The organism is Streptomyces bullii (assembly GCF_042657145.1).
GTDB lineage: Bacteria > Actinomycetota > Actinomycetes > Streptomycetales > Streptomycetaceae > Streptomyces > Streptomyces bullii.
The window spans coordinates 105,047-129,570 of record NZ_JBHSNY010000002.1; the positions used below are offsets into that span (position 1 = coordinate 105,047).

Here is a 24,524-nt window from a genome sequence, read left to right on the forward strand (position 1 = left end):
TGTGCCTGTGCGCTCATGCCGGTGCGCTGTCGCCTCCCTTCGCCCTCGGCTTCGGCAGGGCCAGTTTGATCTCCTCCCGCAGTTCCTGGATCTTCGGATAGCCGGCGTACTCGGCGGTCAGCCGGTACATCTGGCGCAGCCGGTCCCAGGTGCGACGGGAGGAGTTCGTCCCCATCGACATCAGAGCGAGCCGGGCGTACCGGTCCGCCTGCTCGGGGTCGTCGGCGATGAAGCAGGCGGACGCCATCGACAGATGGTCGAAGATCTTCGACCGCTCCCGTCCGTCGATCCGCAGCTCCAGGGCCCTCTCCGCGTAGTACTGGGCGTGCACGGCCGCGGCCGGCTCGAACTCCGCCAGCGTGCGGTAGGACAGGGCCTGCATGCCGTACAGGTCCGCCTCGTCGAACAGCTGCATCCAGTCCGGTGGTTCCACGTCGCGCTTGTCGGAGACGAAGAGGTCTTCCGCCTTCCCCAGGGTGCGGCGCATCGCCTGCCCCTTGCCCATCGCCGCCTGCGCCCAGGCCTCGATGGTGTGGAACATCGCCCGGGTGCGCGGCAGCACCTCGTCGCCGGAGCCGGACTGGGCGAGCTTCATCAGGTCGAGGGCGTCGTCGGGCCGGCCCAGGTGCACCATCTGGCGGGCCGCGCGGGACAACGCCTCCCCGGCGCGGGGCCGGTCGCCGCCCTCCCTGGCCGCGTGGGCGGCGATGACGAAGTACTTCTGCGCCGTGGGTTCCAGGCCCACGTCGTGCGACATCCAGCCCGCGAGGACCGCGAGGTTGGCGGCGACGCCCCACAGGCGCCGCTGCAGATGGGGTGGGTGCCGGTAGGCGAGCATGCCGCCCACCTCGTTGAGCTGGCCCACGACCGCCTTGCGCTGGAGCCCGCCGCCGCGGGCCGCGTCCCAGGCGCGGAACACCTCGACCGAACGCTCCAGTTCCTCGATCTCCTGCGACCCGATGGGGGCGGCCTCGTAACGGTCGAACCCAGCGGGGTCGGCGTGCAGGGGATTGTCGAGATCGGGAGCGTCGGCAGCCAGGGCAGGGTCGGTGTGCAGCCAGTCGTGCATGGCGCTGCTGAGTGCGGATCCCGCGGTGAGTGCGACACCCGCACCCACCAAGCCGCGTCGGTTGAGCATGAGGTCCATTCCCGTGAATTCGGTGAGGACCGCCGCCGTCCGCTCGGGCGCCCACGGCACTCCGTAGGGAGTGTCCGCACTCCCGCCGCCCTGCCGTTTCCCCGCACGCCCGTGCCGGACCAGACCGAGGTCCTCGATGGTCACGACACGGCCGAGACGCTCGGTGAACAGAGCCGCCAGCACCCGCGGCACCGGATCGCGCGGGATCTCTCCCATGTCGATCCACCGCCGCACCCGGGAGGTGTCGGTCGCCAGCTGCGGGTGGCCCATGGCCGCCGCCTGCTTGTTGACCAGCCTCGCGAGTTCGCCCTTGGACCAGCCGGCCAGGCCGAACAGGTCCGCGAGCCGGGTGTTGGGTTGTCCGCTCACGTAAGCCCCCAGGTTCTCGGCTGAGTTGACAGTAGCCCGGCCACAGTTGCCGGGCGACTATTCGCCAGGGTTCGCCAGGGTGCGCCAGATGGTGTGCCACCGGGCATCGGGTGTCAGGTAGGAAAGCGCCACCCCGACCCGGTCGCCGCCGGGACATTCCCCAGGGTGCTCCCGGGCGGCCGGGCCGGGTGGCGCACGACCTCGCAGGCACACGAAGGGATCTGTATCGCCCATGTACGCAGCATCGTCCTCCGTGTCCGCCCCGCCCCGGTCGCTGCGCCCCCGTCCCACGGACAGCGGCCCCTACCTCGCCCCCGCACGCCAGGCGGCGCCCGTGCTCGGCGCGGGCAGGCCGCGGCGCGCCGCGGGGCCCGGCACCCAACCGCTCAGCGGGAGACTCGACTTGTCCGGTCCCCAGGGCGCCCAGCTGCGCACGGCGATCGCGTCGGTGCACCGGATCTGCCCGGAGTTCGCTCCGGTGCAGGTGCTCCGCCGCAGCGGACGCTCCGTGCTCCTGGTCGGCACGACCGGCCGCAGCACGGCCGTCGCCAAGTGTTTACTGGACCACTCCCCCGTGTGGGCCGAGCGGATCCGCCACGAGATAGCGGCGTACCGCACGTTCGTCCGGCACCGCCCGCCCGCGCGGGCGCCCCGGCTGATCGCGGCGGACCCGGACAACTGCACACTCGTCATCGAGCGGATGCCCGGCCGGGTGGCGGCACTCCAGCGGCACCCGGCGGAGGCACCGCCGCGGGCGGACATCAGGGCGGCACTCGGCGCGATCTGCCGGCTGAACGCCTGGCGGCCGCCGGCGGGCACGTTCGACGCCCCGCTGGACTACGCGGCGCGGATCTCCCGGTACCACGAGCTGGGCCTGCTCACCGACCGCGACATGGGCGACCTGCAGAAGCTGCTGCACGGCATCGCGCACGCGGCCGGGCGGCAGGGCATGGGCCAGTTCTGCCACGGCGACGCACTGCTCTCGAACATCCTGCTCTCACCGGCCGGTCCAGTGCTGGTGGACTGGGAGCACGCGGGCTGGTACCTGCCGGGCTACGACCTGGCGACGCTGTGGTCGGTGCTCGGGGACGCACCGGTGGCGCGGCGGCAGATCAGCCAGATCGCACAGCAGGCGGGACCGGCGTCGCGTGACGCCTTCCTGGTGAACCTGATGCTCGTGCTGACCCGTGAGATCCGCACCTACGAGACGGCCGTGCAGCGTTCCCTGCACGACGCGACCCCGGCGGCACCGGGTACGGCCCATCCTGGTGCTGCGCCGTCCGGCGAGGAACAGCGGCTGCTGCTACGGCGGCTGCACGACGACTGCCAGCTGGCCCGCCGGGCCGTACGCGCGGCCGTCGGCACTCGCTGACGGGGCCGGCGGTCCGCGGTGCGCCTGACAGGGGCGCACCGCGGACCTTCGTGCGGTGACGCGAGGAGGGCGGGGCCGCCGGGCCCCGCCCTCCTCGCGTCCGTGGCTCAGCCCTGCTGGAACAGCTCCGCGGGCAGCGGCTTGAGCAGGGCGTACAGATCGTCGGTGATGGGACGGTCCCAGGCGGCGATGGTCACCAGGACGTTGTCGCTGCGGTCGAACTGCACGCAGGAGATCCGGCTCTCGGAGAGCTTGACGCGGCGCACGATCAGCAGGTTGTCACCCTGCATCACCGGCACGTCCTCGGTGCCGACGACGGTCACCTCCTCGTCGTTCTCCAGGGCCAGCAGCAGCTGGGCCACCTCGAAGGGGACCTGCCCTTCGGGAAGGTCGCGGGCCGGCGAGCCCTCCGGCAGATTGCCGATGATCATCGCGGGGCCTCGGCCGCCGAACAGGTCGTAGCGCAGGAAGACGCCCTGGCAGGTGCCGTCGGGGGCGGGCAGCAGCCCGGCGCCCAGGTTGCCGGGCCAGTCGCCCGGGTCCATGGCCAGTACGTCGAAGTCGGGCCCGGCGGGAGTGGCACTGCGGCGGCGGAGGAACGACATGCCGCCATGGTACGTGCCCGGGCATGTCGTCTGTCGGGTGGGCGGCACTGGTTCCCGCTGTGCGGTGCTCAGCTGCCGCCCGTGGTGGCGGGCCATCCGGGCCGGTTGCCGCAGGACGGCTTGCACCACTCCTGGCGAGGGTGCTCCTCGCGGAAGTACCGCACGCAGCGCGGCGCGTGGCAGGCGCGCAGCCGCTCCGCCGTCTCTCGCGAGGAAAAATGATCACGGCGTGCGCGAGCGCGGCGGTCAGGTCGCCGGTGCCGCGTACGGGCCGCCGGTCCACGGCGGGCACGGCCTCCTGCGGCCAGGTCGGCACGGGGACGGTCGGCTTACGGGCGGCGGCCTCGTTGAGGCGGCGTACGGCCTCGGGTACGGGCAGCAGGCGGGTCGCGTCCGCGGGGCTCGGGTCGGTGGGCCGCACGGCGGGGGCGAACAGGGCGCGGCCGGCGGCCGCAGGTCGCGCACGGCGTCGAGGCCCGCGCCGTCGGCGGTGAAGCGCACGGCGTCGAGGCCCGCGCCGTCGGTGAAGCGCACGGCGTCCGGCGTCGCGTCCCGGTGGGCGCGCACCCAGGCGGTGAAGCGGCTCGGCGAGGTCGTCGGCGACCGCTCCGTGACCGCCGCGGATGGTGAGGGTCAGGTCGAGGGCGATCCGGGCTCCCCCGCTGATCGAGTCCCGCATCCCGCTGCTCACAGGGGTCGCGACGGGGGCGCGGCACGGGGGCGCTGGCTTCCTTGAGCGCCGTGGATCGGGCGCGGTGGTCGGACGCGGTGGATCGGGCGCGGTGGTCGGACGCGGTGGATCGGGCGCGGTGGATCGGGCGCGGTGGTCGGACGCGGTGGATCGGGCGCGGTGGGGTCGTCGGTCAGCCGTCCGCCGGCTGCGGCGGCACCACCGCCACCGGGCTCGCCGCGTGCAGCAGGACGGCCTGGGTGACGGAGCCCATCATGCGGGCCGGCGCCAGCAGGCGCCGCCGGTGGCGGCCCACGACGACCAGCTCGGCGTCCCGCGAGGCGGCGACGAGGTGTCCGGCCGCGTCGCCCGGCGCCACATGGACGTCGGTCCGAACGTCGGGGTGCCGTTCCCGGTGGGGGGCGAGGAAGCCTTCGGCGAGGGCGCTGGTCTCGTTCTCGACGGCTTCCTGGTCGATCACCGGCGGGGGCAGTTCCCCGGGGATCAGCCAGGGCTGCGCGGGCCAGGGGTAGGCGGCGACCACCTGGAGCCGGGCGCCGCGCAGCGCGGCCTCGGTGAAGGCGAAGGCGAGGGTCGCCTCGTCGGGGCTGTCGGCGTGCAGGCCGACGACCACCCGGGGACCGGGCCCGGCAGGCGCCTCGCCGTGGACCTCGCGCCCGGGCCGGGGCACCACGACGACGGGACACTCGGCGTCTCGGGCGCAGGCCATGCCCTTGGAGCCGAGCAGCAGGCTGGCGAAGCCGCCCCGCCCCCGCGAGCCGAGCACCAACAACTGGGCGCTGGAGCCGAGTTCGGGAAGGACCGCGCTCGGCGCGCCCTCCAGTCCGACGTACTCCGTGACCGGCCGGGCCGCGCGCCCTTCCAGCTGGGCGCGGACCGGTCCGAGCACGGGGTCCTCGTCCGTCGGCGGCGCGGCGGCCAGGACCTCGGGCTGTGCCCAGGGGGCGTACTGCCGTACGTGCACCACCCGCAGGGGCGCCGCGCGCCGGCGGGCGGCGTCGAGGGCCCACTCCAGGGCGCGCAGGCTGTCGTCCGAACCGTCGACCGCCGCGATGACCGGCAGGGTGTTCATGGGTTCCTCACCTCCGGAGTACGACCGTTCCCCTCCCGGGGCCAGCCTGGCTCAGGCAGCGGCCCCGGGCAGGTCCCCAGGTCGCGTGTCCGGAAAAACGGGCGGGACACCCCCGGATCGGCCGGTGGATCAGGTGAGGTCGAATTCTCCTTCCCGGGCTCCCGACACGAACGCGCCCCACTCGTCGGGCGTGAAGATCAGAGAAGGGCTCTCCGGGCGGCCACTGTTCCGCATGGCGATGAACCCCTCCACGAAGGCGATCTGGACATCCCCCAGGCCGCGGCTGCTGGACTGCCACTGCGCGTTGCTGAGGTCCAGGTCCGGCTTGTCCCAGCCCGTGAGCGCGCGCTGCTGGGTGGTGCTCTCGGCCACGTCCGTGCTCCTCCCGACTCGTCGTCCGCGGCCAGCCTAGCGATCGGTTCCTGCCCCCGACAGGCCACGTGAGCGGGACCTTGTGACCGTCGTTTCAGGAGTCCGGTGGGTTCATGGTCCGGCGGGTTCAGGAGTCCGGCGGGTCGGATCCCACGAGCCACATGGCGAAGAACTGCGATCCGCCGCCGTAGGCGTGTCCGAGCACCCTGCGGGCGCCGTCCACCTGGTGGTCCCCGGCCTGACCGCGCACCTGGAGCGCCGCCTCCGCGAAGCGGATCATGCCGGACGCGCCGATGGGGTTGGTGGACAGCACACCGCCGGACATGTTCACCGGCAGGTCCCCGTCGAGCTCGGTCACGCCGGACTCGGTGAGCTTCCAGCCCTCGCCCTCGGCGGCGAAGCCCAGGTTCTCCAGCCACATGGGCTCGTACCAGGAGAACGGTACGTAGATCTCGGCGGCGTCGATCTCGCGGCGCGGGTCGGTGATCCCGGCCTGCCGGTAGACGTCGGCCGCGCAGTCCCGGCCGGCGCGGGGCGAGACGAAGTCCTTGCCGGCGAAGAGGGTCGGCTCGCTGCGCATCGCGCCGCCGAGCATCCAGGCGGGCGGGCGTGGTGCGCGGGCAGCTCCGGCGCGGTCGGTGAGGACCATGGCGCAGGCGCCGTCGGAGGACGGGCAGGTCTCCGAGTAGCGGATGGGGTCCCACAGCATGGGTGAGGCCATGACCGTCTCCAGCGTGACGTCTGGCTCGTGGAGGTGGGCGTAAGGGTTCTTCAGGGCGTTGCGCCGGTCCTTGTACGCGACGAGGGCGCCGATGGTGTCGGGCGCCGCGCTGCGGCGCATGTACGCGCGGACGTGCGGGGCGAAGAAGCCTCCCGCCCCGGCCAGCAGGGGCTGCTGGAAGGGGATCGGCAGGGACAGGCCCCACATGGCGTTGGACTCGGACTGCTTCTCGAAGGCGAGGGTCAGGACGGTGCCGTGCACGCGGGCCGCGACCAGGGTGGCGGCGACCAGCGCGGTCGATCCGCCGACCGAGCCGGCCGTGTGGACGCGGAGCATGGGCTTGCCCACCGCGCCGAGCGCGTCGGCGAGGTAGAGCTCCGGCATCATGACGCCCTCGAAGAAGTCGGGCGCCTTGCCGATGACGACGGCATCGACGTCGGACCAGGTCAGCTCGGCATCGGTGAGCGCCCGCTGAGCGGCCTCCCGTACCAGCCCGGCGATCGAGACGTCCCGGCGTGCCGCGACGTGCTTGGTCTGGCCGACGCCGACGACGGCCACGGGCTCCTTGGTCATCGGGGATCCCCTTCGAGTACGGCGACCAGGTTCTGCTGCAGACAGGGGCCGGACGTGGCGTGGGCGAGGGCGCGGTCGGACGCACCCCGGTGGATGCGGGCGGCGGCCTCTCCGATGCGGATCAGGCCGGCGGCCATGATCGGGTGAGCGGCCAGGGCGCCGCCGGACGGGTTGACGCACACGGTGTCGTCGAGTCGGAGGGCCTTGCGCAGGATGACCTCCTGGGAGGTGAAGGGCGCGTGCACCTCAGCGGTGTCGACGGGCCGTTCGAAGGCACCGGCCTGCTCGGCGGCCAGCCGGGTGGACGGCGAGTCGGTCAGGTCGCGCACGCCGAGCGAGTGTGCCTCGACACGGTGGTCGATGCCCCGGATCCAGGCGGGCCGGGCGCACAGCCGGCGGGCCCGCTCCCCCGCCGCGAGGATGACGGCGGCGGCCCCGTCGCCGACGGGCGGGCAGTCGCCGGTGCGCAGGGGCCGTACCAGGTACTCCCCCTGCGGTACGGAACCGCGCAGCTGGGCATGGCAGTTGGCGGTCGCCGCCTCCCGGTTGCGGGTGGCCACGGCGGCGAGTGCGGGTTCGTCCGTCTCGCCCGCGTCGATGAGGGCCTGGGCCTGGAGGGCGGCGAGGGCGACCGAGTCGGGCCACAGGGGGGCGACGTAGTACGGGTCGAGCTGCCGGGTCAGGACGTCGCGCACGGAGCCGGGCGAGGACTTGCCGTACGCGTAGACCAGCGCGGTCTCGGCGTCGCCCGTCAGCACTTTGGTCCACGCCTCGTACAGCGCCCAGGCGCCGTCCATCTCCACGTGGGACTCGGAGATCGGCGGCCAGGCGCCCACGCCGTCGAGGGCGAGGGTGAAGGAGAAGGCACGGCCGGCGAGGTAGTCGCTGGAGCCGGAGCAGGTGAAGTCGAGGTCGGCGGTCCTCAGGCCGGTCCGGTCGAGCACCTCGTGCAGGACCGGCATGAGCATCTCGACCTCGGAGGACTCCTCGCTGCTGCGCCGGTGGGCGGTCTGGGCGAAGGCGACGACCGCGATGGGACGGGTCACAGCAGCTCCTTGTAGGTGTCGTACTCCGCGTCGGGTTCGCCGGTCGGCCGGTAGTGGTCGGGGTAGCGGGCGTCCCGCGTCCACACCGGTTCGACGCGCAGCCCCATCCGCACTTGGTCGTAGGGGATGCCGGCGATGCGTCCGTGCAGTGCGAGGTCGGCGCCGTCCAGGGCGATGTGGGCGTACACGTACGGGACGTCGATGTCGAGGTTCTTCGCCTTGATGTTGACGATGCAGAAGGTGGTCACTGTGCCGCGCGGCCCCACCTCGACCTGTTCGTCTGTGGGCGTCCCACATGTGGGGCACGCACCCCTGGGCGGGACGTACACCTTGCGGCAGCGCGGGCAGCGCTCTCCGACGATCCTGCGGTCGGAGAGCGCGGTGATGTAGCCGGACTGGGCGCGGCCGGGTGAGTAGGTGTAGTCGAGGCGGGCGGGGGCGACGATGCCGGTGACCGGGTCGGTGAACTCGCCGCTGGTGCCCGCGGGTCGGGCCGGGTCGCCGTCGTACGGTTCGAAGCAGGCGATGTCCGTGATGGCGCCGCAGCGCTCCTCGGCCCAGCGGACGCGGACCCGCATACCGGTGTGGACGGCGTCGGGGCCGGGGGCGTCGAGGGCGTGCAGGAGGGCGGTGTCGGCCCCGTCGAGGCGGACCAGGACCCAGGCGAAGGGGGTGGCGAGGGGCTGGCCGCGGCGGGGGGCGTGGTTCCAGGCCCAGGTGGTGACGGTGCCGGTGGGGGCAACCTCGACGAGGTCGCGGAGCTCCTCGGCGGTGCCGGGGTCGTACTCGACGGGTGGGACGAGGGTGCGTCCGTCGCCGGTCCGTACGCCCAGGACGACGCGTTCGCGCAGACCGGTGAGGAAGGCGCTCTGGACGGGGCCGAGGGAGCGGGTGAAGGGGAACTCCACGACCAGGGGGGCTGTGAGGACTTCGGGCACGGTGGCTCCCTCGTCAGGCACGTTTGTAGACGGGCGGTCGCTTCTCCGCGAAGGCGCGGGCGCCCTCCTCGGCGTCGGCGGTGTCGAAGACCGGCCAACCCCGTTCGAGTTCGGCGGCGAGGCCCTCGGCCTCGGTCATGCCGGCGGTCTCGTACACCGACGCCTTGACGGCCTCGACGGCCAGCGGTGCGCAGGCGTTGATCTGTTCGGCGATCTCCAGGGCCTTGGTCAGCGCGGTGCCGTCGGGGACGACGTGGCCGACCAGACCGATGGCGGCGGCCTCACGGGCGCTGTAGGGGCGGCCGGTGAGCAGCATTTCCAGGGCGTGGGTGCGCGGGATCTGGCGTGGCAGCCGGACCGTGGAGCCGCCGATCGGGAACAGTCCGCGCCTCACCTCGAACAGGCCGAAGGTGGCGGACTCGCCCGCGACGCGGATGTCGGTGCCCTGGAGGATCTCCGTGCCGCCGGCGACGCAGTACCCCTCCACCGCGGCGATGACCGGTTTGCGGGGGCGGTGGTGGCGCAGCATCGCCTTCCAGTGCAGGTCCGGGTCGGCCTTGAGCCGGTCCCGGTAGCGCTGTCCCGCCATGCCGTCGCCCGCGAGGGCCTTGAGGTCCATGCCCGCGCAGAACGCGCCGCCGGTGCCGGTCAGCACGACCGAGCGGACATCGTCGTCCGTGTCGGCCTCGATCCAGCCGTCGTACAGACCGACGAGCATGGGCAGCGAGAGCGCGTTCCTCGCTTCCGGCCTGTCGAGGGTGAGCACGAGCGTGGCGCCCTCGCGTCGTACCGTCAGGTGTTCGGTGCCGGCCATCGCCGTCTCCCCTCCGCAGGAACGAGAACAGGTTGCAGGAGGCGTGAAGTCACTTCAAGGGATTTCTGACAGTCAGTCAGATTTCTTCGCCGCCGGCCCTTCACAGTTGTGGTGGCCTTTGCTCTGATGACCGGCGAACCGGTGCGACCCGGACCGCCGAAGGTCAGGAGGAGCGGTGGAGTACAACCTTGCGGACCTGTTCGAGTCGGTCGTCGACGTGGTGCCGGACCGCGAGGCCCTCGTGTACGTCGACCACCCGGGCACCGGCGCGGAGCGCCGTCTGACGTACGCGGAGCTGGACGCCGCCGCCAACCGGGTCGGCCACCACCTGCTCGACAGCGGCCTCCGCCCCGGGGAGCACGTCGGGCTCCACCTCTACAACGGCGTGGAGTACCTGCAGACGGTGCTCGGCTGCCTCAAGGCCCGGCTCGTTCCGGTCAACGTCAACTACCGCTACGTGGAAGACGAGTTGGTGTACCTCTACCGGGACGCGGATCTGGTGGCGCTGGTCTTCGACGCCGAGTTCACGGACCGGGTGACGGCCGCGCTGCCGCGGACGGAGAAGCTGCGGCACCAGATACGGGTGGGACCGCCGGTGTCCGGGGCGTCCGCCCTGGGGTTCGAGGAGGCCGAGGCCGCCGGGTCGCCGCAGCGGGGGTTCGCGCGACGCTCGGGGGACGACCGGTTCATCATCTACACCGGCGGCACAACCGGCATGCCCAAGGGCGTGGTGTGGCGTCAGGAGGACCTCTTCTTCGCGGGGCTCGGCGGCGGCGCGCCGACCGGCGAGCCGGTCAAGAAGCCGGAGGAGCTGGCCGAACGGGTCGCGGCGGGCGGCGACGGCATCACCTTCTTCCCGACCGCCCCGCTGATGCACGGCACCTCCACCCTCACGGCGTTCATCGGTTTCCACTTCGGCCAACGCGTCGTCGTGCACCGCGGGTTCGTCCCGGAGGAGGTGCTGCGGACCGTCGAGAGGGAGAAGGTCAGCAGCGTCTCGCTGGTGGGCGACGCGATGCTCCGGCCGCTCGTCGACGCGCTGAGCGGACCGATGAAGGGCACGGACTGCTCGTCGCTGTTCAGTGTGTCCTCGTCCGGCGCGATCATGTCCGACACGGTGCGACGCCAGTTCCAGGCCCTGGTGCCGCACGCGCTGCTGCTCGACAACTTCGGCTCCTCGGAGTCCGGCTTCAACGGCACGGCGACCGAGGACGCGGGCCCCGAGCGGGGCTTCAGGATCCGTGTGCACTCCCGTACGCGGGTGGTGGACCCGGCCACGCACGAGCCGGTCGCCGTCGGCGAGATCGGCCGGATCGCCCAGTGCGGGCACGTGCCGCTCGGCTACTACAACGACCCGGTGAAGACCGCCGAGACGTTCTTCGAGCGGGAGGACGAGCGGTGGGTGCTGCTCGGTGACATGGCCACCGTCGACGAGGAGGGCGTGGTCACCGTCCTCGGTCGCGGCTCGCAGTGCATCAACACCGGGGGCGAGAAGGTGTACCCGGAGGAGGTCGAGCAGGCCCTGAAGTCCCACCCGGACGTGTACGACGCGCTGGTGGCCGGGGTGCCGGATCCCCGGTGGGGTCATCGCGTGGCGGCCGTCGTGCAGCTGCGCGCGGGAGCGGCGAGGCCGTCCCTGGAGGACATCCAGACGCACTGCCGGAGACGTCTGGCCGGTTACAAGATCCCGCGCCGGCTGGTGATCACGGAGTCCGTGCGGCGGTCGCCGAGCGGCAAGGCGGACTACCGCTGGGCGCGGGAGGTGGCGGTGGCGGCGGACGGGTGAAACCCGTGCGGTGAGGGTTGAACCGAAGGTGACGTGCGGACGTACTGGTGGTGGCAGGCTCGGTCACCGGGCCCTGTTTGCCATGCACATCGCACGACCGCACGGAAGGACCTCCGGGTGTCGCTCTTCACGCGCTCTCGTCAGCTGCCGGACACCACCGAGGGCGGGACCGCCCCGGACGGAGAGTCGGTCGCGGCGAACGCCGTACAGGAGGACACGGACGGCGAGTCGGCCGCATCCGCGCCGGACGCCGGGCCGGAGGAGACGGGCGGCGACGGTACCGCACCGGCCGCCGGACAGGCGGTGGGCTCCGTACGGCCCCGATGGTTCGGCTGGCGGCGGCGTCATCCCCGTGCGGCGCGAGGCGTCGCCGTGGCGACGACGGTCCTGGCCGGGGTTCTCGTCCTGTGCGCGATGCTCCTGCCGAACCGTCTGGAGCGGCTCTCCCTGTGGGCGTTCCTGCGCATCCCCGCCGAGGGCATCCTGCTCGCCGGCCTGCTGCTCGCGCTGCCGCCGAGGCCTCGGCGGGCCGCGGCCGTGGTCTCGGGCCTGTTCCTCGGTCTGCTCACGATCCTGAAGTTCGTCGACATGGGCTTCTACCAGGTGCTGGCCCGGCCCTTCGACCTGGTGCTGGACTGGATCCTGCTGGACGACGCGACGGACTTCCTGAGGGAGACGTTCGGCCGAGGCGGGCAGGTGCTGGCCGTGGCCGCGGTGATCGTCCTGTTCGTCGCCGTGCTCGTGCTGATGACGCTCGCGATGGTGCGGCTGACGAACCTGATGGTCCGCCACCGTCCCGTAGCCGCCCGTACCACGCTGGTCCTCGGCACCGCGTGGATCACCTGCGTCACCCTGGGCGTGGAGGTCGGCGCAGTCCCGCTCGCCACGAAGGGCAACGCCGAGTTCCTGGGCAACCGTGTGGAGCAGGTGCGGGCGGGGCTGAAGGACGCGCGGGTCTTCGAGAAGCAGGCCGCCGTCGACGCCTTCGCCGACACCCCGCCGGACCGGTTGCTGACCGGGCTGCGCGGCAAGGACGTCCTGTTCACCTTCATCGAGAGCTACGGCCGTGTCGCGATCGACGACCCGGCGATGGCCGAGCAGATCGACGCGGTGCTGAAGGACGGCACGTCCTCGCTCCGGGCGGCCGGTTTCGAGTCGCGCAGCGGCTGGCTGAAGTCGCCGGTGACGGGCGCCGGCAGCTGGCTGGCGCACTCCACCTTCCTGTCCGGGCTGTGGATCAAGAACCAGCAGCGGTACCGGAGCCTGACCACCAGCGACCGTATGACGCTCACCAAGTACTTCGGGAAGACGGGCGCCTGGCGGACCGTGGGGATCGTGCCGGGGGTGCGGCGGGCCTGGCCGGAGGGCGAGTTCTTCGGCCTCGACCACATCTACGACTCCGAGCACCTCGGCTACCGCGGCCCGTACTTCAGCTGGACGCCGGTGCCCGACCAGTTCAGCATGGAGGCCTTCGAGCGTCTGGAGCACGGCAGGAAGGACCGTCAGCCGATCATGGCGGAGATCATCCTGGCCTCCAGCCACAACCCCTGGTCGCCCATCGCCCGCATGATCGACTGGGAGGACCTCGGCGACGGCTCGGTGTTCCACCGGATCAAGAAGGAGGGCACCGACCCCAAGGAGGTCTGGAAGGACCCGGAGCGGGTGCGCACCGAGTACCGGCGCGCCATCGAGTACTCCCTGCGCAGCCTCACCGAGTGGGTCGAACGCTACGGCGACGAGGACACGGTGCTCGTCTTCCTGGGCGACCACCAGCCGGTCCCCACCGTCACCGCCGGGGACACCGGCAAGGACGTGCCCGTCACCATCGTCGCCCACGACAAGAAGGTGCTGGAGCGGGTCGCCGACTGGAACTGGACCGACGGACTCAAGCCCGCGCCGGACGCTCCCCGGTGGGGTATGGACAGCTTCCGCGACCGGTTCATGACGGCGTACGGTCCTCGGGGCGGTGCGGCGTCAGGAACTCCTCGACGGCCCTGAGGAACTCCCGCGACCGGGCCCGGTGCACGAGGTGCCCCGCCTCGAGGGTGATGTGCCGGGCGTCGGGAAGGTCTCCGGCGAGCTCGGCGATGTGCTTCTGCGGAATCAGGCTCTCCGGTCCGCCCCCAATCAGCAGCGTGGGCAGGGTGATCCGCTCCATGTAAAGGGCTCGCCGTCACCGCGCGCATGGCAGGCGAGTGGGGTTCCGTCCCAGGCGTGGAAGAGCGGCATGCCGCCGATCCTCACGTGCCCCGGCCCCGGCCGCAACGTGATTCGTCACGGCACGATACGGCGGAGGGAGGGCGGACGGCGGCGTTGCGCTCGGCTCGCTGGTCCACGCCCCAGGTGCCAGGCACTCGCCGAGGCGGTGAAAAAGTGCGGTGCCCGCACTTGCCTGGGACCCGGTCGGCTGGATTACTGATCTCCAGAAGATCGACCGAATGATCGGTCGCCCGGATGGGTGCGGTGGACGAGGGAGGGTCCTCATGGCGGAGGTGGCGGGTCTGCTGGACACGGGCGAGCGGCTCGACGTGGACGCGCTGCGTGCGCTCCAACTGGAGCGGCTGCGTGCCTCGCTGCGGCACGCCTACGACAACGTTCCCTTCTACCGGCGGTCCCTCGACAAGGCGGGCGTCCGTCCGGACGACTGCCGGTCCCTGGCCGACCTGGCCCGGTTCCCGTTCACCACGAAGGCGGACCTGCGCGAGAGCTACCCGTACGGCATGTTCGCCGTGCCACGCCACCATGTGCGGCGCATCCATGCCTCCAGCGGCACCACCGGACAGCCCACGGTGGTCGGCTACACCGAGAACGACCTGTCCATGTGGGCCGACATGGTGGCCCGCTCGATCCGGGCGGCGGGAGGCCGGCCCGGGGACACGGTGCATGTGGCGTACGGCTACGGCCTGTTCACCGGTGGCCTGGGTGCCCACTACGGTGCGGAACGGCTCGGCTGTACGGTCGTCCCGGCGTCCGGCGGCATGACGGCCCGCCAGGTCCAGCTGATCCGGGACCTGGAGCCGGCCGTCATCATGGTGACGCCGTCGTACATGCTCACGCTCCTCGACGAGTTCGAGCGGCAGGGTGTCGACCCGCGCGGCACCTCCCTGCGCGTGGGCGTCTTCGGCGCCGAGCCGTGGACGGAGGAGATGCGGCGCGAGATCGAGGAACGCTGCGCGATCGACGCGGTCGACCTATACGGGCTGTCGGAGGTGATCGGCCCGGGTGTCGCGCAGGAGTGCGTGGAGACCAAGGACGGACTGCACATCTGGGAGGACCACTTCTTGCCGGAGGTCGTGGACCCGGTCACCGGCGAGGTGCTGCCGGAGGGCGAGAAGGGAGAGCTGGTCTTCACCTCGCTCACCAAGGAGGCCATGCCGGTGATCCGGTACCGGACGCGGGACCTGACCCGTCTGTTGCCGGGGACGGCCCGGGTGTTCCGGCGGATGGAGAAGGTCACCGGCCGCAGCGACGACATGGTGATCCTGCGCGGGGTGAACCTCTTCCCCACCCAGGTCGAGGAGATCGTGCTGCGCACGCCCGGTGTCGCCCCGCACTTCCAGCTGCGCCTGACCCGCGAGGGCCGTCTCGACGCCCTGACCGTACGGGCGGAGGCCCGGCCGGACGCGGGGCCCGAGGTCCGGGAGGCAGCCGCCCGGTCCATCCGGGCAGCCGTGAAGGACGGCATCGGCGTGTCGGCCGATGTCGAGATCGTCGAGCCGGAGTCGCTGGAGCGGTCGGTGGGCAAGATCCGGCGCATCGTGGATCTGCGTCCGCGCTAGGAGGACCGACCGCCCTCGGGCCCGGGCACCGGGGTCGTGCTCACCTCGTGAAGCGGTCCCTCAGCTCCCGTTTGAGGATCTTCCCGCTGGCGTTGCGGGGCAGCTCGTCCACGAACAGCACCCGCTTCGGCGCCTTGAAGGAGGGGAGCTTCTCCCGGGCGTGGGCGATAAGTTCCGCCTCGGTGACCTCGCCGCGCGGGACGACGACGGCCGTGACCGCCTCGATCCACCGCTCGTCGGGCAGCCCGATCACGGCGGCCTCGGCGACGGCCTCGTGCGTGTACAGCGCGTCCTCGACCTGCCGCGAGGCGACCAGGACACCACCGGAGTTGATGACGTCCTTCACCCGGTCGACGATGGTGAGGTACCCCTGCGCGTCCCGCACCGCGAGGTCCCCGGAGTGGAACCAGCCGTCGCGGAAGGCCTCGGCCGTCTCCTCCGGCTTGTCCCAGTAGCCCTCGCACAACTGCGGGGAGCGGTAGACGATTTCGCCGGGTGTGCCGTCGGGCACGTCCCTGCCGTCCTCGTCGACCACGCGCGCGTCCACAAACAGCACCGGCCGGCCGCAGGAGTCCATGCGCCCCTTGTGCTCGTCCGGGCCGAGGACCGTGGCCAGCGGACCGATCTCGCTCTGTCCGAAGCAGTTGTAGAACGCCAGCCGGGGCAGCCGCTCCCTGAGCCGCTCCAGGACGGGCACCGGCATGACCGACGCCCCGTAGTACGCCTTGCGCAGACCGCTCAGGTCGCGGCTGGCGAAGTCGGAACGGTTGGAGAGGCCGATCCACACGGTGGGCGGGGCGAAGAGGCTGTCCACGCGGCCCGCCTCGATCAGGTCGAAGAGCCGGTCGCCGTCGGGTCCGTCGAGGATGACGTTCGTCGCGCCGACCGCGAGGCACGGCAGCAGGAAGACATGCATCTGCGCCGAGTGGTACAGGGGCAGCGCGTGCACGGGCCGGTCTCCGGCACTGAGATCGAGGGCGGTGATGGCGCTCAGGTACTCGTGCACCAGGGCGCGGTGCGTCATCATCGCGCCCTTGGGCAGCGCGGTCGTACCGGAGGTGTACAGCAGTTGCGCCAGATCCTCGGTGCGCGGCTCCGGGCCGTCGTACGGGTGTGCGGCGGGCAGCCGTGCCAGCAGGGAGTCGTCGGCGTCCCGCAGCGGCACCGTCCGTACGTCTTTTGGGAGTCGCCCTGCGAGTTGGGGGTCGGCGAGGACCAGGGAGCTGCCGGACTGGCCGACGATGTAGGCGAGGTCGTCGCCGGTGAGGTGCTGGTTGACCGGTACGTGCACCAGGCCCGCGCGGGCGCATGCCAGGAAGCCGATCAGGTAGGCGTCGGAGTTGTGGCCGTAGGAGCCGACCCGGTCGCCCGGGGACAGCCCGTGGCCGAGGAGGACGCTCGCCGCGCGGGAGACGGCGGTGTCGAGTTCCTGGTAGGTCCAGCGGCGGTCGCCGTACTCGACCGCGACGCGCGCCGGCGTGCGCCGGGCGCTGCGCCGCACCACTCCGTCCACCGTGCTGCCGTGTCCGGGCATCGTCATGACAGGAGATCCTCGGTCGAGCACAGGAGGAGGTCAAGACGGGCGCGGGCAGGGCGCGGTGCGTTATCCGGAGCGGCGGGCGCGGGCCGCGCGCCGGTCTCGAGCGACCGCGCCGGCCCACGAGTCCGCGACCAGCGCCCGGCCGAGCCCCGAGCCCCCGACCAGCGCCTGGTCGGCCCCGGGGCAGCGCCGCCTGGCACAAAGCCCTGGCTCCGCTGACACCCGATCAGTGTCGTATGTCGGTCGACACGTTGGTCGCCCACGAGGCCGCCGTCGGGGCCGAGGAACGATACTGAGCCGAATCCCCGCGCCGTACGACCGTTCACCGCCACGGCACTGCCGGGTTCACATACCGGCTGGTACGCTCAACGGCTCCTTCCCTCAACGGCGTTGGGAGGCACGATGCGCACCCGCCCGACACGACTGGTCGTCGCGGCCTTGGCCCTCGTCACCGCCGCTGCCACGCTCCCGGCAGTCGCCGCCGAGCGTCTCAGCCGTCAGGAACGCCCGTCCCACGGCGGTCTGTCCGCCGTCATCCGCTACACGGAGTACGGCATCCCGCACATCGTCGCGCGGGATCACGCCAACCTCGGTTTCGGCACCGGCTGGGCGCAGGCCGCCGACCAGGTGTGCACGCTCGCCGACGGATTCGTGACCGTGCGCGGTGAACGCTCCCGCTTCTTCGGCCCCGATGCGGCCACCGACTCCTCGCTCTCCTCGGCCGCCACCAACCTCGCCAGTGACCTGTACTTCAAGGGAGTACGCCAGGCGGGCACGGTCGAGAAGCTGCTCGCTCAGCCCGCGCCGCGCGGTCCGAGCCGCGCCGTGCAGGACCTGATGCGGGGCTTCGCGGCGGGCTACAACGCCTGGATCGAGCAGAACCGGATCAGCGACCCGGCGTGCGCGGGTGCCCCCTGGGCGCGGCCGGTGACATCCGTGGACGTCGCCGCGCGCGGTCACGCCCTGGCGGTGCTGGGCGGCCAGGGCCGGGTTGTGGACGGCATCACGGCCGCGCGGCCGCCCGCGCGGACCGCCTCGCGGCCCCGGGCCGACGCACACGACCAGGGCGAGCGGGTGGCCCGGGCCGCCCGTGAGTTCCTCGCCGGTGACAGCGCGGGCATGGGCTCCAACGCCGTCGCCTTCAGCGGGGCCACGACCGCGAACGGCCGGGGTCTGCTGCTGGGCAACCCGCACTACCCCTGGCACGGCGGCCGCCGCTTCTGGCAGGCGCAGCAGACGATTCCCGGGAAGCTGAACGTCGCCGGCGCCGCGCTGCTCGGCTCGGTGACCGTGTCCATAGGCCACACCGCACATGTGGCCTGGAGCCATACCGTCGCCACCGGCATCCCCTTCAACCTCCACCAGCTCGCCCTCGACCCGGCCGACCCGACGGTCTATCTGGTGAACGGCAGGGCGGAGCGGATGACGAAGCGCACGGTCACCGTCCGGACGAAGGACGGCGCCCCGGTGACCCGGACGCAGTGGTGGACCCGCTACGGCCCCGTGGTCACCTCGCTGGGCGACTCACTGGCCCTGCCGTGGACGGCCAGGACGGCGTACGCGATCAACGACCCCAACGCCGCCAACCTGCGCGCCGCCGACACCGTGCTCGGTCTCGGCGCGGCCCGCGACACGGACGGTGCCCTGTCCGCCCTGCGGCGGACGCAGGGCCTGCCGTGGGTGAACACGATCGCCGCGGACGCGGACGGCCACACCCTGTTCACCCAGTCGCAGGTGCTGCCCCGCATCACCGACGAGTTCGAACAGCGCTGCTCCACCGCGCTGGGCGAGGTCACCTACCCCTCGTCCGGGCTGGCGGTCCTGGACGGTGCGCGCGGCGACTGCGCGCCCGGAAGCGATCCCGACGCCGTGCAGCCGGGCGTCTTCGGCCCGTCGAGGATGCCGACGCTGAAGGACGCACCGTACGCGGAGAACTCCAACGACAGCGCGTGGCTGACCAATGCCGACCGCCCGATCACGGGCTACGAGCGGATCTTCGGCACCGTCGGTACGGCGCGGACGCTGCGCACGCGGGGCGCGATCGAGGACGTCGCGGCCCTGGCGCGCCGAGGCGGCCTGACCGTGCGGGACCTGTGGCGCCAGCAGTTCGCCGACCGTGTCCCGGCCGGTGACCTCGCCGCGGCCGACGCGGCGAAGGCCTGTGCCGCGCTGCCGGGCGGCACGGCGACGGGCAGCGACGGCAAGGCCGTCGACGTCACTGAGGCGTGCGCCGTACTCGCCGGCTGGGACCGCACTGTCGGCACCGGCAGCCGGGGCGCCCTGCTGTTCGACCGGTTCTGGCGGAAGCTGACGGCGACCGTGCCGGCGGCGCGGCTGTGGAAGGTGCCGTTCTCGGCCACGGACCCGGTCCGCACCCCGCGCGGCCTCGACACGGACGCGCCGGGCTTCGCCAGGGCCCTCGCGGACGCCGTCACCGAACTGCGGGCGGCGGGCGTCCCGCTCGACGCCCGGCTCGGGGACCATCAGTTCGTCGTGCGTGACGGCAGGCGCATCGCCGTGCACGGCGGCACGGAGTCCCTGGGCGTGTGGAACAAGATCGAGCCGGTGTGGGACCCCGGGCACGGCGGCTACACCGAGGTGACGGTGGGCTCCAGCTACGTCCAGGCCGTCGGCTGGGACGGCAGCCGTTGCCCGGTGGCCCGAACGCTGCTGACGTACTCCCAGTCGTCGAACCCCCGCTCGGCGCACCACAGCGACCAGACCCGTCTGTTCTCGCGCGGCGAGTGGGTGAGGTCCCGCTTCTGCGAGAAGGACATCATGTCCTCGCCGTCCCTCAGGGTGGTCCGGGCACGCGAACGCCACTGACCGCCTCGCGCCCCAACGGCCGTCACACCGGCCGGGTCCGGCCCTCCCAGTACGGCTCCCGCAGCCGCCGCTTGTACAGCTTGCCGTTGGGGTCGCGTGGCATCTCGGTGACGAAGTCGACGCTCCTGGGGCGCTTGTACCCGGCGAGCCGGTGGGCGCAGTGGTCGAGCAGGTCGGCCACGAGGGCCGGGCCCGGTTCGTGTCCGGGGGCCGGTTCGACGACGGCCTTGACCTCCTCGCCCCAGTCGGCGTGCGGAATGCCGAAGACGGCGGCGTCGGCGACGGCCGGGTGGGCGAGCAGCACGGACTCGATCTCGGCCGGGTAGATGTTCACCCCGCCCGAGATGATCAGGTCGATCTTGCGGTCGCGCAGGAAGAGATAGCCGTCCTCGTCGAGGTGGCCGAGGTCGCCGACGGTGAAGAAGTCGCCGATGCGGTTCTTCCGCGTCTTGACCTCGTCCTTGTGGTAGGAGAAGCCGCCGGTGGTCATCTTCATGTAGACGGTGCCGAGTCGGCCGGGCGGCAGCCGGTTGCCGTCGTCGTCGAAGACCGCGAGTTCGCTGATGGGCCAGGCCTTGCCGACGGTGCCGGGTTTCTTCAGCCAGTCCTCGGCGGTGGCGAAGGCTCCGCCGCCCTCGCTGGCCGCGTAGTACTCCTCCACACAGGGCCCCCACCAGTCGAGCATGGCGCGTTTCACGTGGTCGGGGCAGGGCGCTGCGCCGTGGATGGCGTGCCGCATGGAGGAGACGTCGTAGCGGGCCTTCACCTCGTCGGGCAGGGCCAGCAGACGGTGGAACTGGGTGGGGACCATATGGGTGTGGGTGCACCGGTGGCGGTCGATGAGCCGGAGCATCTCCTCGGGGGTCCACTTGTCCATCAGCACCAGCCGGTGCCCGATGTGCAGGGACGCGCCCGCGAACTGGAGCACGGCCGTGTGGTAGAGCGGTGAGCAGACCAGGTGCACGTTGTCGTCGAACGGCCGGATGCCGAAGATGCCGAGGAAGCCGCCGAGGTAGGACTCCTCGGGAGGCCTGCCGGGCAGTGGGCGGCGGATGCCGCGGGGGCGGCCGGTGGTGCCCGAGGTGTAGTTCATGACCCAGCCGAGCGTGCGGTCGGCGGGCGGTGATGCCGGTTGCCCGCCGAGGAGTTCGGCGTACGGCCGGAAGCCCTCGACGGTGCCGACGGCGTACCGGTGCGTGGCCGGGAGGCCGGCCTCGTCGGCGGCGTGGCGCGCCGCGCCGGCGAACCGCTCGTGGGCGAGGAGCACCTTGGCGCCGGAGTCGGCGACGATCCAGGCGATTTCGGGCCCGACGAGGTGGTGGTTGACGGGGACGAGGTAGAGGCCGGCCTGGGTGGCTGCCAGGTAGGCGGTGAGGAACTCGACGCCGTTGGGCAGCACGGCCGCGAAGGCGTCGCCGCGTCGCAGGCCCGCGGCACGCAGTCCGTGGACGAGCCGGTTGGCGGCGGCGTGCAGGCGACCGGCGGTCCACTCCTGGCCGTCGGGGGCGGCCAGGACCGCGCGGTCGGGGTCGGCGGTGGCCTGGGCCCAGAAGCCCGCGGGGGCGTCGCTGGTCACCGGGTGCTCCTTCCGGCGATGCGGTTGACGCGGTCGACGGCCTCGGCGAAGCCGCGGGTGAGGTCGTCGAAGACGGCTTGGACACTGCGTTCGCTGGTCATCCGGCCGACGATCTGGCCGACGGGCGTGCCGAGCAGCGGTTCGACCTCGTACCTCTGGACGCGAGAGACGGCGTCAGCGACCAGCAGGCCCTGCAGCGGCATGGGCAGCGGGCCGGGGCCGCTGGCATCGTCCCAGGCGTCGGTCCACTCCGTGCGCAACTGGCGGGCGGGTTTCCCGGTCAGCGCGCGGGAGCGGACGGTGTCGCCCGAGCCGGCCGCGAGCAGCTTGCGGGTCAGGGCGGGCGAGTGCAGATCCGCCTCGGTGGTGGTGAGCCATATGGAGCCCAGCCACACACCCTGCGCGCCGAGGCTGAGGGCGGCGGCCACCTGCCGGCCGCTGCCGATCCCGCCGGCCGACAGGACGGGCAGCGGAGCGACGGCGTCGACGACCTCCGGCGTGAGCACCATGGAGGCGATCTCACCTGTGTGACCGCCGGCCTCGTAGCCCTGCGCCACGACGATGTCGATGCCCGCGTCCTTGTGCTTGCGCGCGTGCCGGGCGCTGCCCGCGAGCGCGGCGACGAGCACGCCCCGGTCATGGGCGCGGGCCACCACGTCGGCGGGCGGGGAGCCGAGCGCGTTGGCGAGCAACTTGATCGGGTAGTCGAAGGCGACGTCGAGTTGGGTACGGGCGACCTGCTCCATCCAGCCCGTGATGCGCCACCCGGACGCCTCCCCCTCGGCGAGTTCGGGCACCCCGTACCGCGCGAGGACGTCCTTGACGAAGCGCCGGTGCCCCTCGGGGATCATCGCCTCGACATCGGCCTCGCTGACGCCTTCGACCTTCTTGGCGGGCATGACGACGTCCAGGCCGTACGGGCGCCCCTCGGCATGGGCCTCGATCCAGTCCAGGTCGCGCTTGAGCTCGTCGGGTGCCGTGTAGCGGACCGCGCCGAGCACCCCGAAGCCGCCGGCCCGGCTGATGGCCGCGGCGACGGTGGGGAACGGCGTGAAGCCGAAGACGGCGTGCTCGACTCCCAGGTGGTTGCTCAGCTCCGTCTGCATGGGCGCAGGATGCCGGAGTCCTCCGGAGGACGGAAGAGGTTGTCTGACACACTGTCAGGTTCGTTGGGGTGTCCGGCGGACATAATCCCGGGGACGTCCGGACGGCTCACGGCTCGGCGGAAGGGGATCCCCGGTGACCGAAGGCGCGGCAGACAGAGCGACCCCGACCGGCGGGCTGACGCGCCGCCACCTCGGCAGGAGCGCGCTGGCCCTGGGCGGCGCCCTCGCGCTGGCCCCGTTACCCGCCGGGCCGGCCGCCGCCACCGCCCCCTCCGCGGAGGGGGCCCGCAAGCCCACCCTCCGGCACGGTTCGGCCGAGCGCGCCGGGCTGCTCCCCGCCCACCTGCGTCAACTGGTCACCGACGCCGAAGCGTTCCTCGGCCCCTCCCCCCGGCACCCCTGGTACGCGGGCGCCGTCCTGCTCGCCGGCCGGGGCGGCACCGTGGCCCTGCACCACCCCATCGGCATGGCGGTGCGCTACCGGGCGTACGACGAGAAGACCGACACCGGCGTCGAGTTCCCGCCCGACCGGCAGATCCCCATGACCGAGGACACCGTCTTCGACCTGGCGTCGGTGTCGAAGCTGTTCACCTCGATCCTCGCCGTGCAGCAGATGGAGCGCGGCGCGCTCGCCCTGGAGGCGCCCGTCGCCTCGTACCTGCCGGACTTCGGCCGGGCGGGCAAACAGGGCGTCACCATCCGCCAGTTGCTCACCCACACCTCGGGGTTCCGCGCCTGGATCCCGCTGTACAAGGCGCCGACGTACGAGGAGAAGATCCGCCTCGTCCTCGACGAGGCGCCGGTCAGCCCGCCCGGCACGACGTACCTGTACTCGGACCTCAACCTCATCTCGCTCCAGCTGGTCCTGGAGAAGATCACGGGCCGCGCGCTGGACGCCCTGCTCCGCGAGGAGATCACCGGCCCGCTCGGTCTCAGCCGCACCCGCTACAACCCGCCCGCCTCCTGGAGACCGGGCATCGCGGCGACGGAGGACGCCCGCGCCCCGTGGTCCGGGCTGGACCGGGGGCTGGTCTGGGGCGAGGTGCACGACGAGAACGCCTTCAGCCTCGGCGGAGTCGCCGGCCACGCGGGCGTGTTCTCCTGCGCGTGGGACCTCGCGGTCCTCGGCCGTACGCTGCTCAACGGCGGCGTCCACGGCCGGGCGCGCATCCTGGCGCCGGAGTCGGTGGAGCTGATGTTCACCGACTTCAACACCGCGTTTCCCGGGGACGAGCACGGTCTGGGCTTCGAGCTGTACCAGCACTGGTACATGGGCGGGATGGCCACCCCGCGCACCGCCGGGCACACCGGTTTCACGGGCACCTCGCTCGTGCTGGACCCGACGACCGACTCGTTCCTGGTCGTGCTCGGCAACTCCGTGCATCCGGTGCGCGGTTGGCGGTCCGGTTCCGCGCCGCGGGTGGCCGCCGCGAACCATCTGGCCCGCGCGGTGCCGGTGCGCCCGGTCCGGGGACGTACCGCCTGGTTCTCCGGACTGGCCTCCGCCACCATCGCGACGCTGACCCTGCCCGCGCTGGACACGTCCTCCGGCGCACGGCTGCGCTGCGCCCTGTGGTGGGACACCGAGCCGCGGTCCGACCTGCTGTTTCTGGAGGCGTCGGCGGACGGCGGCGCCGACTGGCGGCCGGTGCCGTTCTCGACGGTCCGAGGGGACCAGGCACCGCAGGAACACCCGTTGGGTTCGGTCACCGGCTTCTCGGGCCGGACCTGGCACCGGCTCACCGCGCCCCTGCCCGCCGCACGGCAGCTCACCCTGCGCTGGCGCTGTGCGACGGACCGTTCGTACGTCGGCCGCGGGGCGTATGTCGACGGGCTGCGGGTGGAGTCGGCCGACGGCGTCCTCTTCGACGAGGCGCGCCCGGCGGACGCGGCACGCGTCCAGCCCGTGGGCTGGGCGCCGTCGGCCGACTAGGCGGATCCGCGCGACCCCGGCCGGGCGGACGCGCGGCCCGACCGGACGGACGCGCCGCTACTGGTTGAAGACGGCCTTCTGCACCTCGTTCGGGCCGTCGAAGTGGTCCTGCTTCAGACCGTCGAGGCGGCTGACGACCTTCTCGTCGGCCTTGTTCTTGCGGGCCTGCTCCACCAGGTGCTTCTTGTCCGTCGGGTAGTCCATGCCACTGAGGGCCTTCTGCAGGTCGATCGGGCTGAGGTCGGCCATGGCAGCCTCCCGTGGGGG

The 24,524-nt window shown here is 72.4% G+C and carries 20 protein-coding genes; 6 read left to right on the forward strand and 14 right to left on the reverse strand.

What is annotated here, in order from left to right; all coding sequences use genetic code 11:
* Positions 1 to 13: 13 nt before the first annotated feature.
* Positions 14 to 1,507 (reverse strand): DNA-binding protein NsdB, encoded by a 1,494-nt coding sequence (locus tag ACFPZJ_RS04705; protein ID WP_381017597.1) that lies wholly within the window; start codon positions 1,505 to 1,507, stop codon positions 14 to 16.
* A 232-nt stretch (positions 1,508 to 1,739) separates the two neighbouring features.
* Here ACFPZJ_RS04705 and ACFPZJ_RS04710 point away from each other — a divergent pair, with 232 nt between their 5' ends.
* Positions 1,740 to 2,879, forward strand: coding sequence for an aminoglycoside phosphotransferase family protein (locus tag ACFPZJ_RS04710; protein WP_381017600.1), 1,140 nt, complete (start codon positions 1,740 to 1,742; stop codon positions 2,877 to 2,879).
* Between the two features lie 107 nt (positions 2,880 to 2,986).
* Here ACFPZJ_RS04710 and ACFPZJ_RS04715 read toward each other — a convergent pair whose 3' ends face one another.
* The 8 genes from ACFPZJ_RS04715 to ACFPZJ_RS04750 all read right to left on the reverse strand — a co-directional run bounded on the left by ACFPZJ_RS04715 (position 2,987) and on the right by ACFPZJ_RS04750 (position 9,711).
* Complete coding sequence (locus tag ACFPZJ_RS04715) at positions 2,987 to 3,484, reverse strand: hypothetical protein (protein WP_381017602.1); 498 nt, start codon at positions 3,482 to 3,484, stop codon at positions 2,987 to 2,989.
* 68 nt (positions 3,485 to 3,552) lie between these two features.
* On the reverse strand, positions 3,553 to 3,648 hold the full coding sequence (locus ACFPZJ_RS04720; RefSeq protein ID WP_381017605.1) for a hypothetical protein: 96 nt from the start codon (positions 3,646 to 3,648) through the stop codon (positions 3,553 to 3,555).
* 699 nt (positions 3,649 to 4,347) lie between these two features.
* Entirely contained in the window at positions 4,348 to 5,247 is a 900-nt protein-coding gene (locus ACFPZJ_RS04725; protein ID WP_381017608.1) for a universal stress protein, read from the reverse strand.
* 129 nt (positions 5,248 to 5,376) lie between these two features.
* Entirely contained in the window at positions 5,377 to 5,619 is a 243-nt protein-coding gene (locus tag ACFPZJ_RS04730; protein WP_381017611.1) for a DUF397 domain-containing protein, read from the reverse strand.
* Positions 5,620 to 5,746: 127 nt separating this feature from the next.
* Positions 5,747 to 6,913 (reverse strand): thiolase domain-containing protein, encoded by a 1,167-nt coding sequence (locus ACFPZJ_RS04735; RefSeq protein ID WP_381017614.1) that lies wholly within the window; start codon positions 6,911 to 6,913, stop codon positions 5,747 to 5,749.
* On the reverse strand, positions 6,910 to 7,959 hold the full coding sequence (locus ACFPZJ_RS04740; RefSeq protein ID WP_381017616.1) for a thiolase domain-containing protein: 1,050 nt from the start codon (positions 7,957 to 7,959) through the stop codon (positions 6,910 to 6,912). Before ACFPZJ_RS04740 ends, ACFPZJ_RS04735 begins: the two co-directional genes overlap by 4 nt.
* The gene (locus ACFPZJ_RS04745; protein WP_381017618.1) at positions 7,956 to 8,897 is read right to left on the reverse strand and encodes a Zn-ribbon domain-containing OB-fold protein; all 942 of its coding nucleotides are present in this window, start codon (positions 8,895 to 8,897) and stop codon (positions 7,956 to 7,958) included. Before ACFPZJ_RS04745 ends, ACFPZJ_RS04740 begins: the two co-directional genes overlap by 4 nt.
* A gap of 13 nt (positions 8,898 to 8,910) precedes the next feature.
* Positions 8,911 to 9,711 carry a crotonase/enoyl-CoA hydratase family protein gene (locus tag ACFPZJ_RS04750; protein ID WP_381017621.1) on the reverse strand — a complete coding sequence of 267 codons (801 nt, stop codon included), beginning with the start codon at positions 9,709 to 9,711 and terminating at the stop codon, positions 8,911 to 8,913.
* Positions 9,712 to 9,886: 175 nt separating this feature from the next.
* Here ACFPZJ_RS04750 and ACFPZJ_RS04755 point away from each other — a divergent pair, with 175 nt between their 5' ends.
* Positions 9,887 to 11,497, forward strand: coding sequence for an acyl-CoA synthetase (locus tag ACFPZJ_RS04755; RefSeq protein WP_381017624.1), 1,611 nt, complete (start codon positions 9,887 to 9,889; stop codon positions 11,495 to 11,497).
* A gap of 117 nt (positions 11,498 to 11,614) precedes the next feature.
* Positions 11,615 to 13,495: an alkaline phosphatase family protein gene (locus ACFPZJ_RS04760; RefSeq protein ID WP_381017627.1), complete on the forward strand. Its 1,881-nt coding sequence runs from the start codon at positions 11,615 to 11,617 to the stop codon at positions 13,493 to 13,495.
* Here ACFPZJ_RS04760 and ACFPZJ_RS04765 read toward each other — a convergent pair.
* Complete coding sequence (locus tag ACFPZJ_RS04765; RefSeq protein ID WP_381017630.1) at positions 13,437 to 13,655, reverse strand: alpha/beta fold hydrolase; 219 nt, start codon at positions 13,653 to 13,655, stop codon at positions 13,437 to 13,439. The two genes, ACFPZJ_RS04760 and ACFPZJ_RS04765, sit on opposite strands and share 59 nt — an antisense overlap.
* A gap of 325 nt (positions 13,656 to 13,980) precedes the next feature.
* Here ACFPZJ_RS04765 and paaK point away from each other — a divergent pair, with 325 nt between their 5' ends.
* Positions 13,981 to 15,276, forward strand: a complete 1,296-nt coding sequence (gene paaK, locus ACFPZJ_RS04770) for a phenylacetate--CoA ligase PaaK (RefSeq protein WP_381017633.1) — start codon at positions 13,981 to 13,983, stop codon at positions 15,274 to 15,276.
* Between the two features lie 40 nt (positions 15,277 to 15,316).
* Here the strand turns inward: paaK and ACFPZJ_RS04775 are convergent, their stop codons facing one another.
* Positions 15,317 to 16,816 (reverse strand): acyl-CoA synthetase, encoded by a 1,500-nt coding sequence (locus ACFPZJ_RS04775; RefSeq protein ID WP_381017635.1) that lies wholly within the window; start codon positions 16,814 to 16,816, stop codon positions 15,317 to 15,319.
* A gap of 402 nt (positions 16,817 to 17,218) precedes the next feature.
* Between ACFPZJ_RS04775 and ACFPZJ_RS04780 the strand changes: the two genes are divergently transcribed.
* The gene (locus ACFPZJ_RS04780; protein ID WP_381017637.1) at positions 17,219 to 19,642 is read left to right on the forward strand and encodes a penicillin acylase family protein; all 2,424 of its coding nucleotides are present in this window, start codon (positions 17,219 to 17,221) and stop codon (positions 19,640 to 19,642) included.
* Between the two features lie 22 nt (positions 19,643 to 19,664).
* Here the strand turns inward: ACFPZJ_RS04780 and ACFPZJ_RS04785 are convergent, their stop codons facing one another.
* Together ACFPZJ_RS04785 and ACFPZJ_RS04790 are read right to left on the reverse strand one after the other, a co-directional pair.
* Positions 19,665 to 21,218 carry an acyl-CoA synthetase gene (locus tag ACFPZJ_RS04785; RefSeq protein WP_381017640.1) on the reverse strand — a complete coding sequence of 518 codons (1,554 nt, stop codon included), beginning with the start codon at positions 21,216 to 21,218 and terminating at the stop codon, positions 19,665 to 19,667.
* Entirely contained in the window at positions 21,215 to 22,324 is a 1,110-nt protein-coding gene (locus ACFPZJ_RS04790) for an NAD(P)H-dependent flavin oxidoreductase (RefSeq protein WP_381017642.1), read from the reverse strand. The genes ACFPZJ_RS04785 and ACFPZJ_RS04790 overlap by 4 nt, the downstream gene beginning before the upstream one ends.
* Positions 22,325 to 22,457: 133 nt before the next feature.
* Here ACFPZJ_RS04790 and ACFPZJ_RS04795 point away from each other — a divergent pair, with 133 nt between their 5' ends.
* Positions 22,458 to 24,257 (forward strand): serine hydrolase, encoded by a 1,800-nt coding sequence (locus tag ACFPZJ_RS04795; protein WP_381017644.1) that lies wholly within the window; start codon positions 22,458 to 22,460, stop codon positions 24,255 to 24,257.
* Between the two features lie 57 nt (positions 24,258 to 24,314).
* On the opposite strand, the gene ACFPZJ_RS04800 is transcribed toward ACFPZJ_RS04795, so the two are convergent.
* Positions 24,315 to 24,506 (reverse strand): DUF2795 domain-containing protein, encoded by a 192-nt coding sequence (locus tag ACFPZJ_RS04800; protein ID WP_381017647.1) that lies wholly within the window; start codon positions 24,504 to 24,506, stop codon positions 24,315 to 24,317.
* Positions 24,507 to 24,524: the final 18 nt, after the last annotated feature.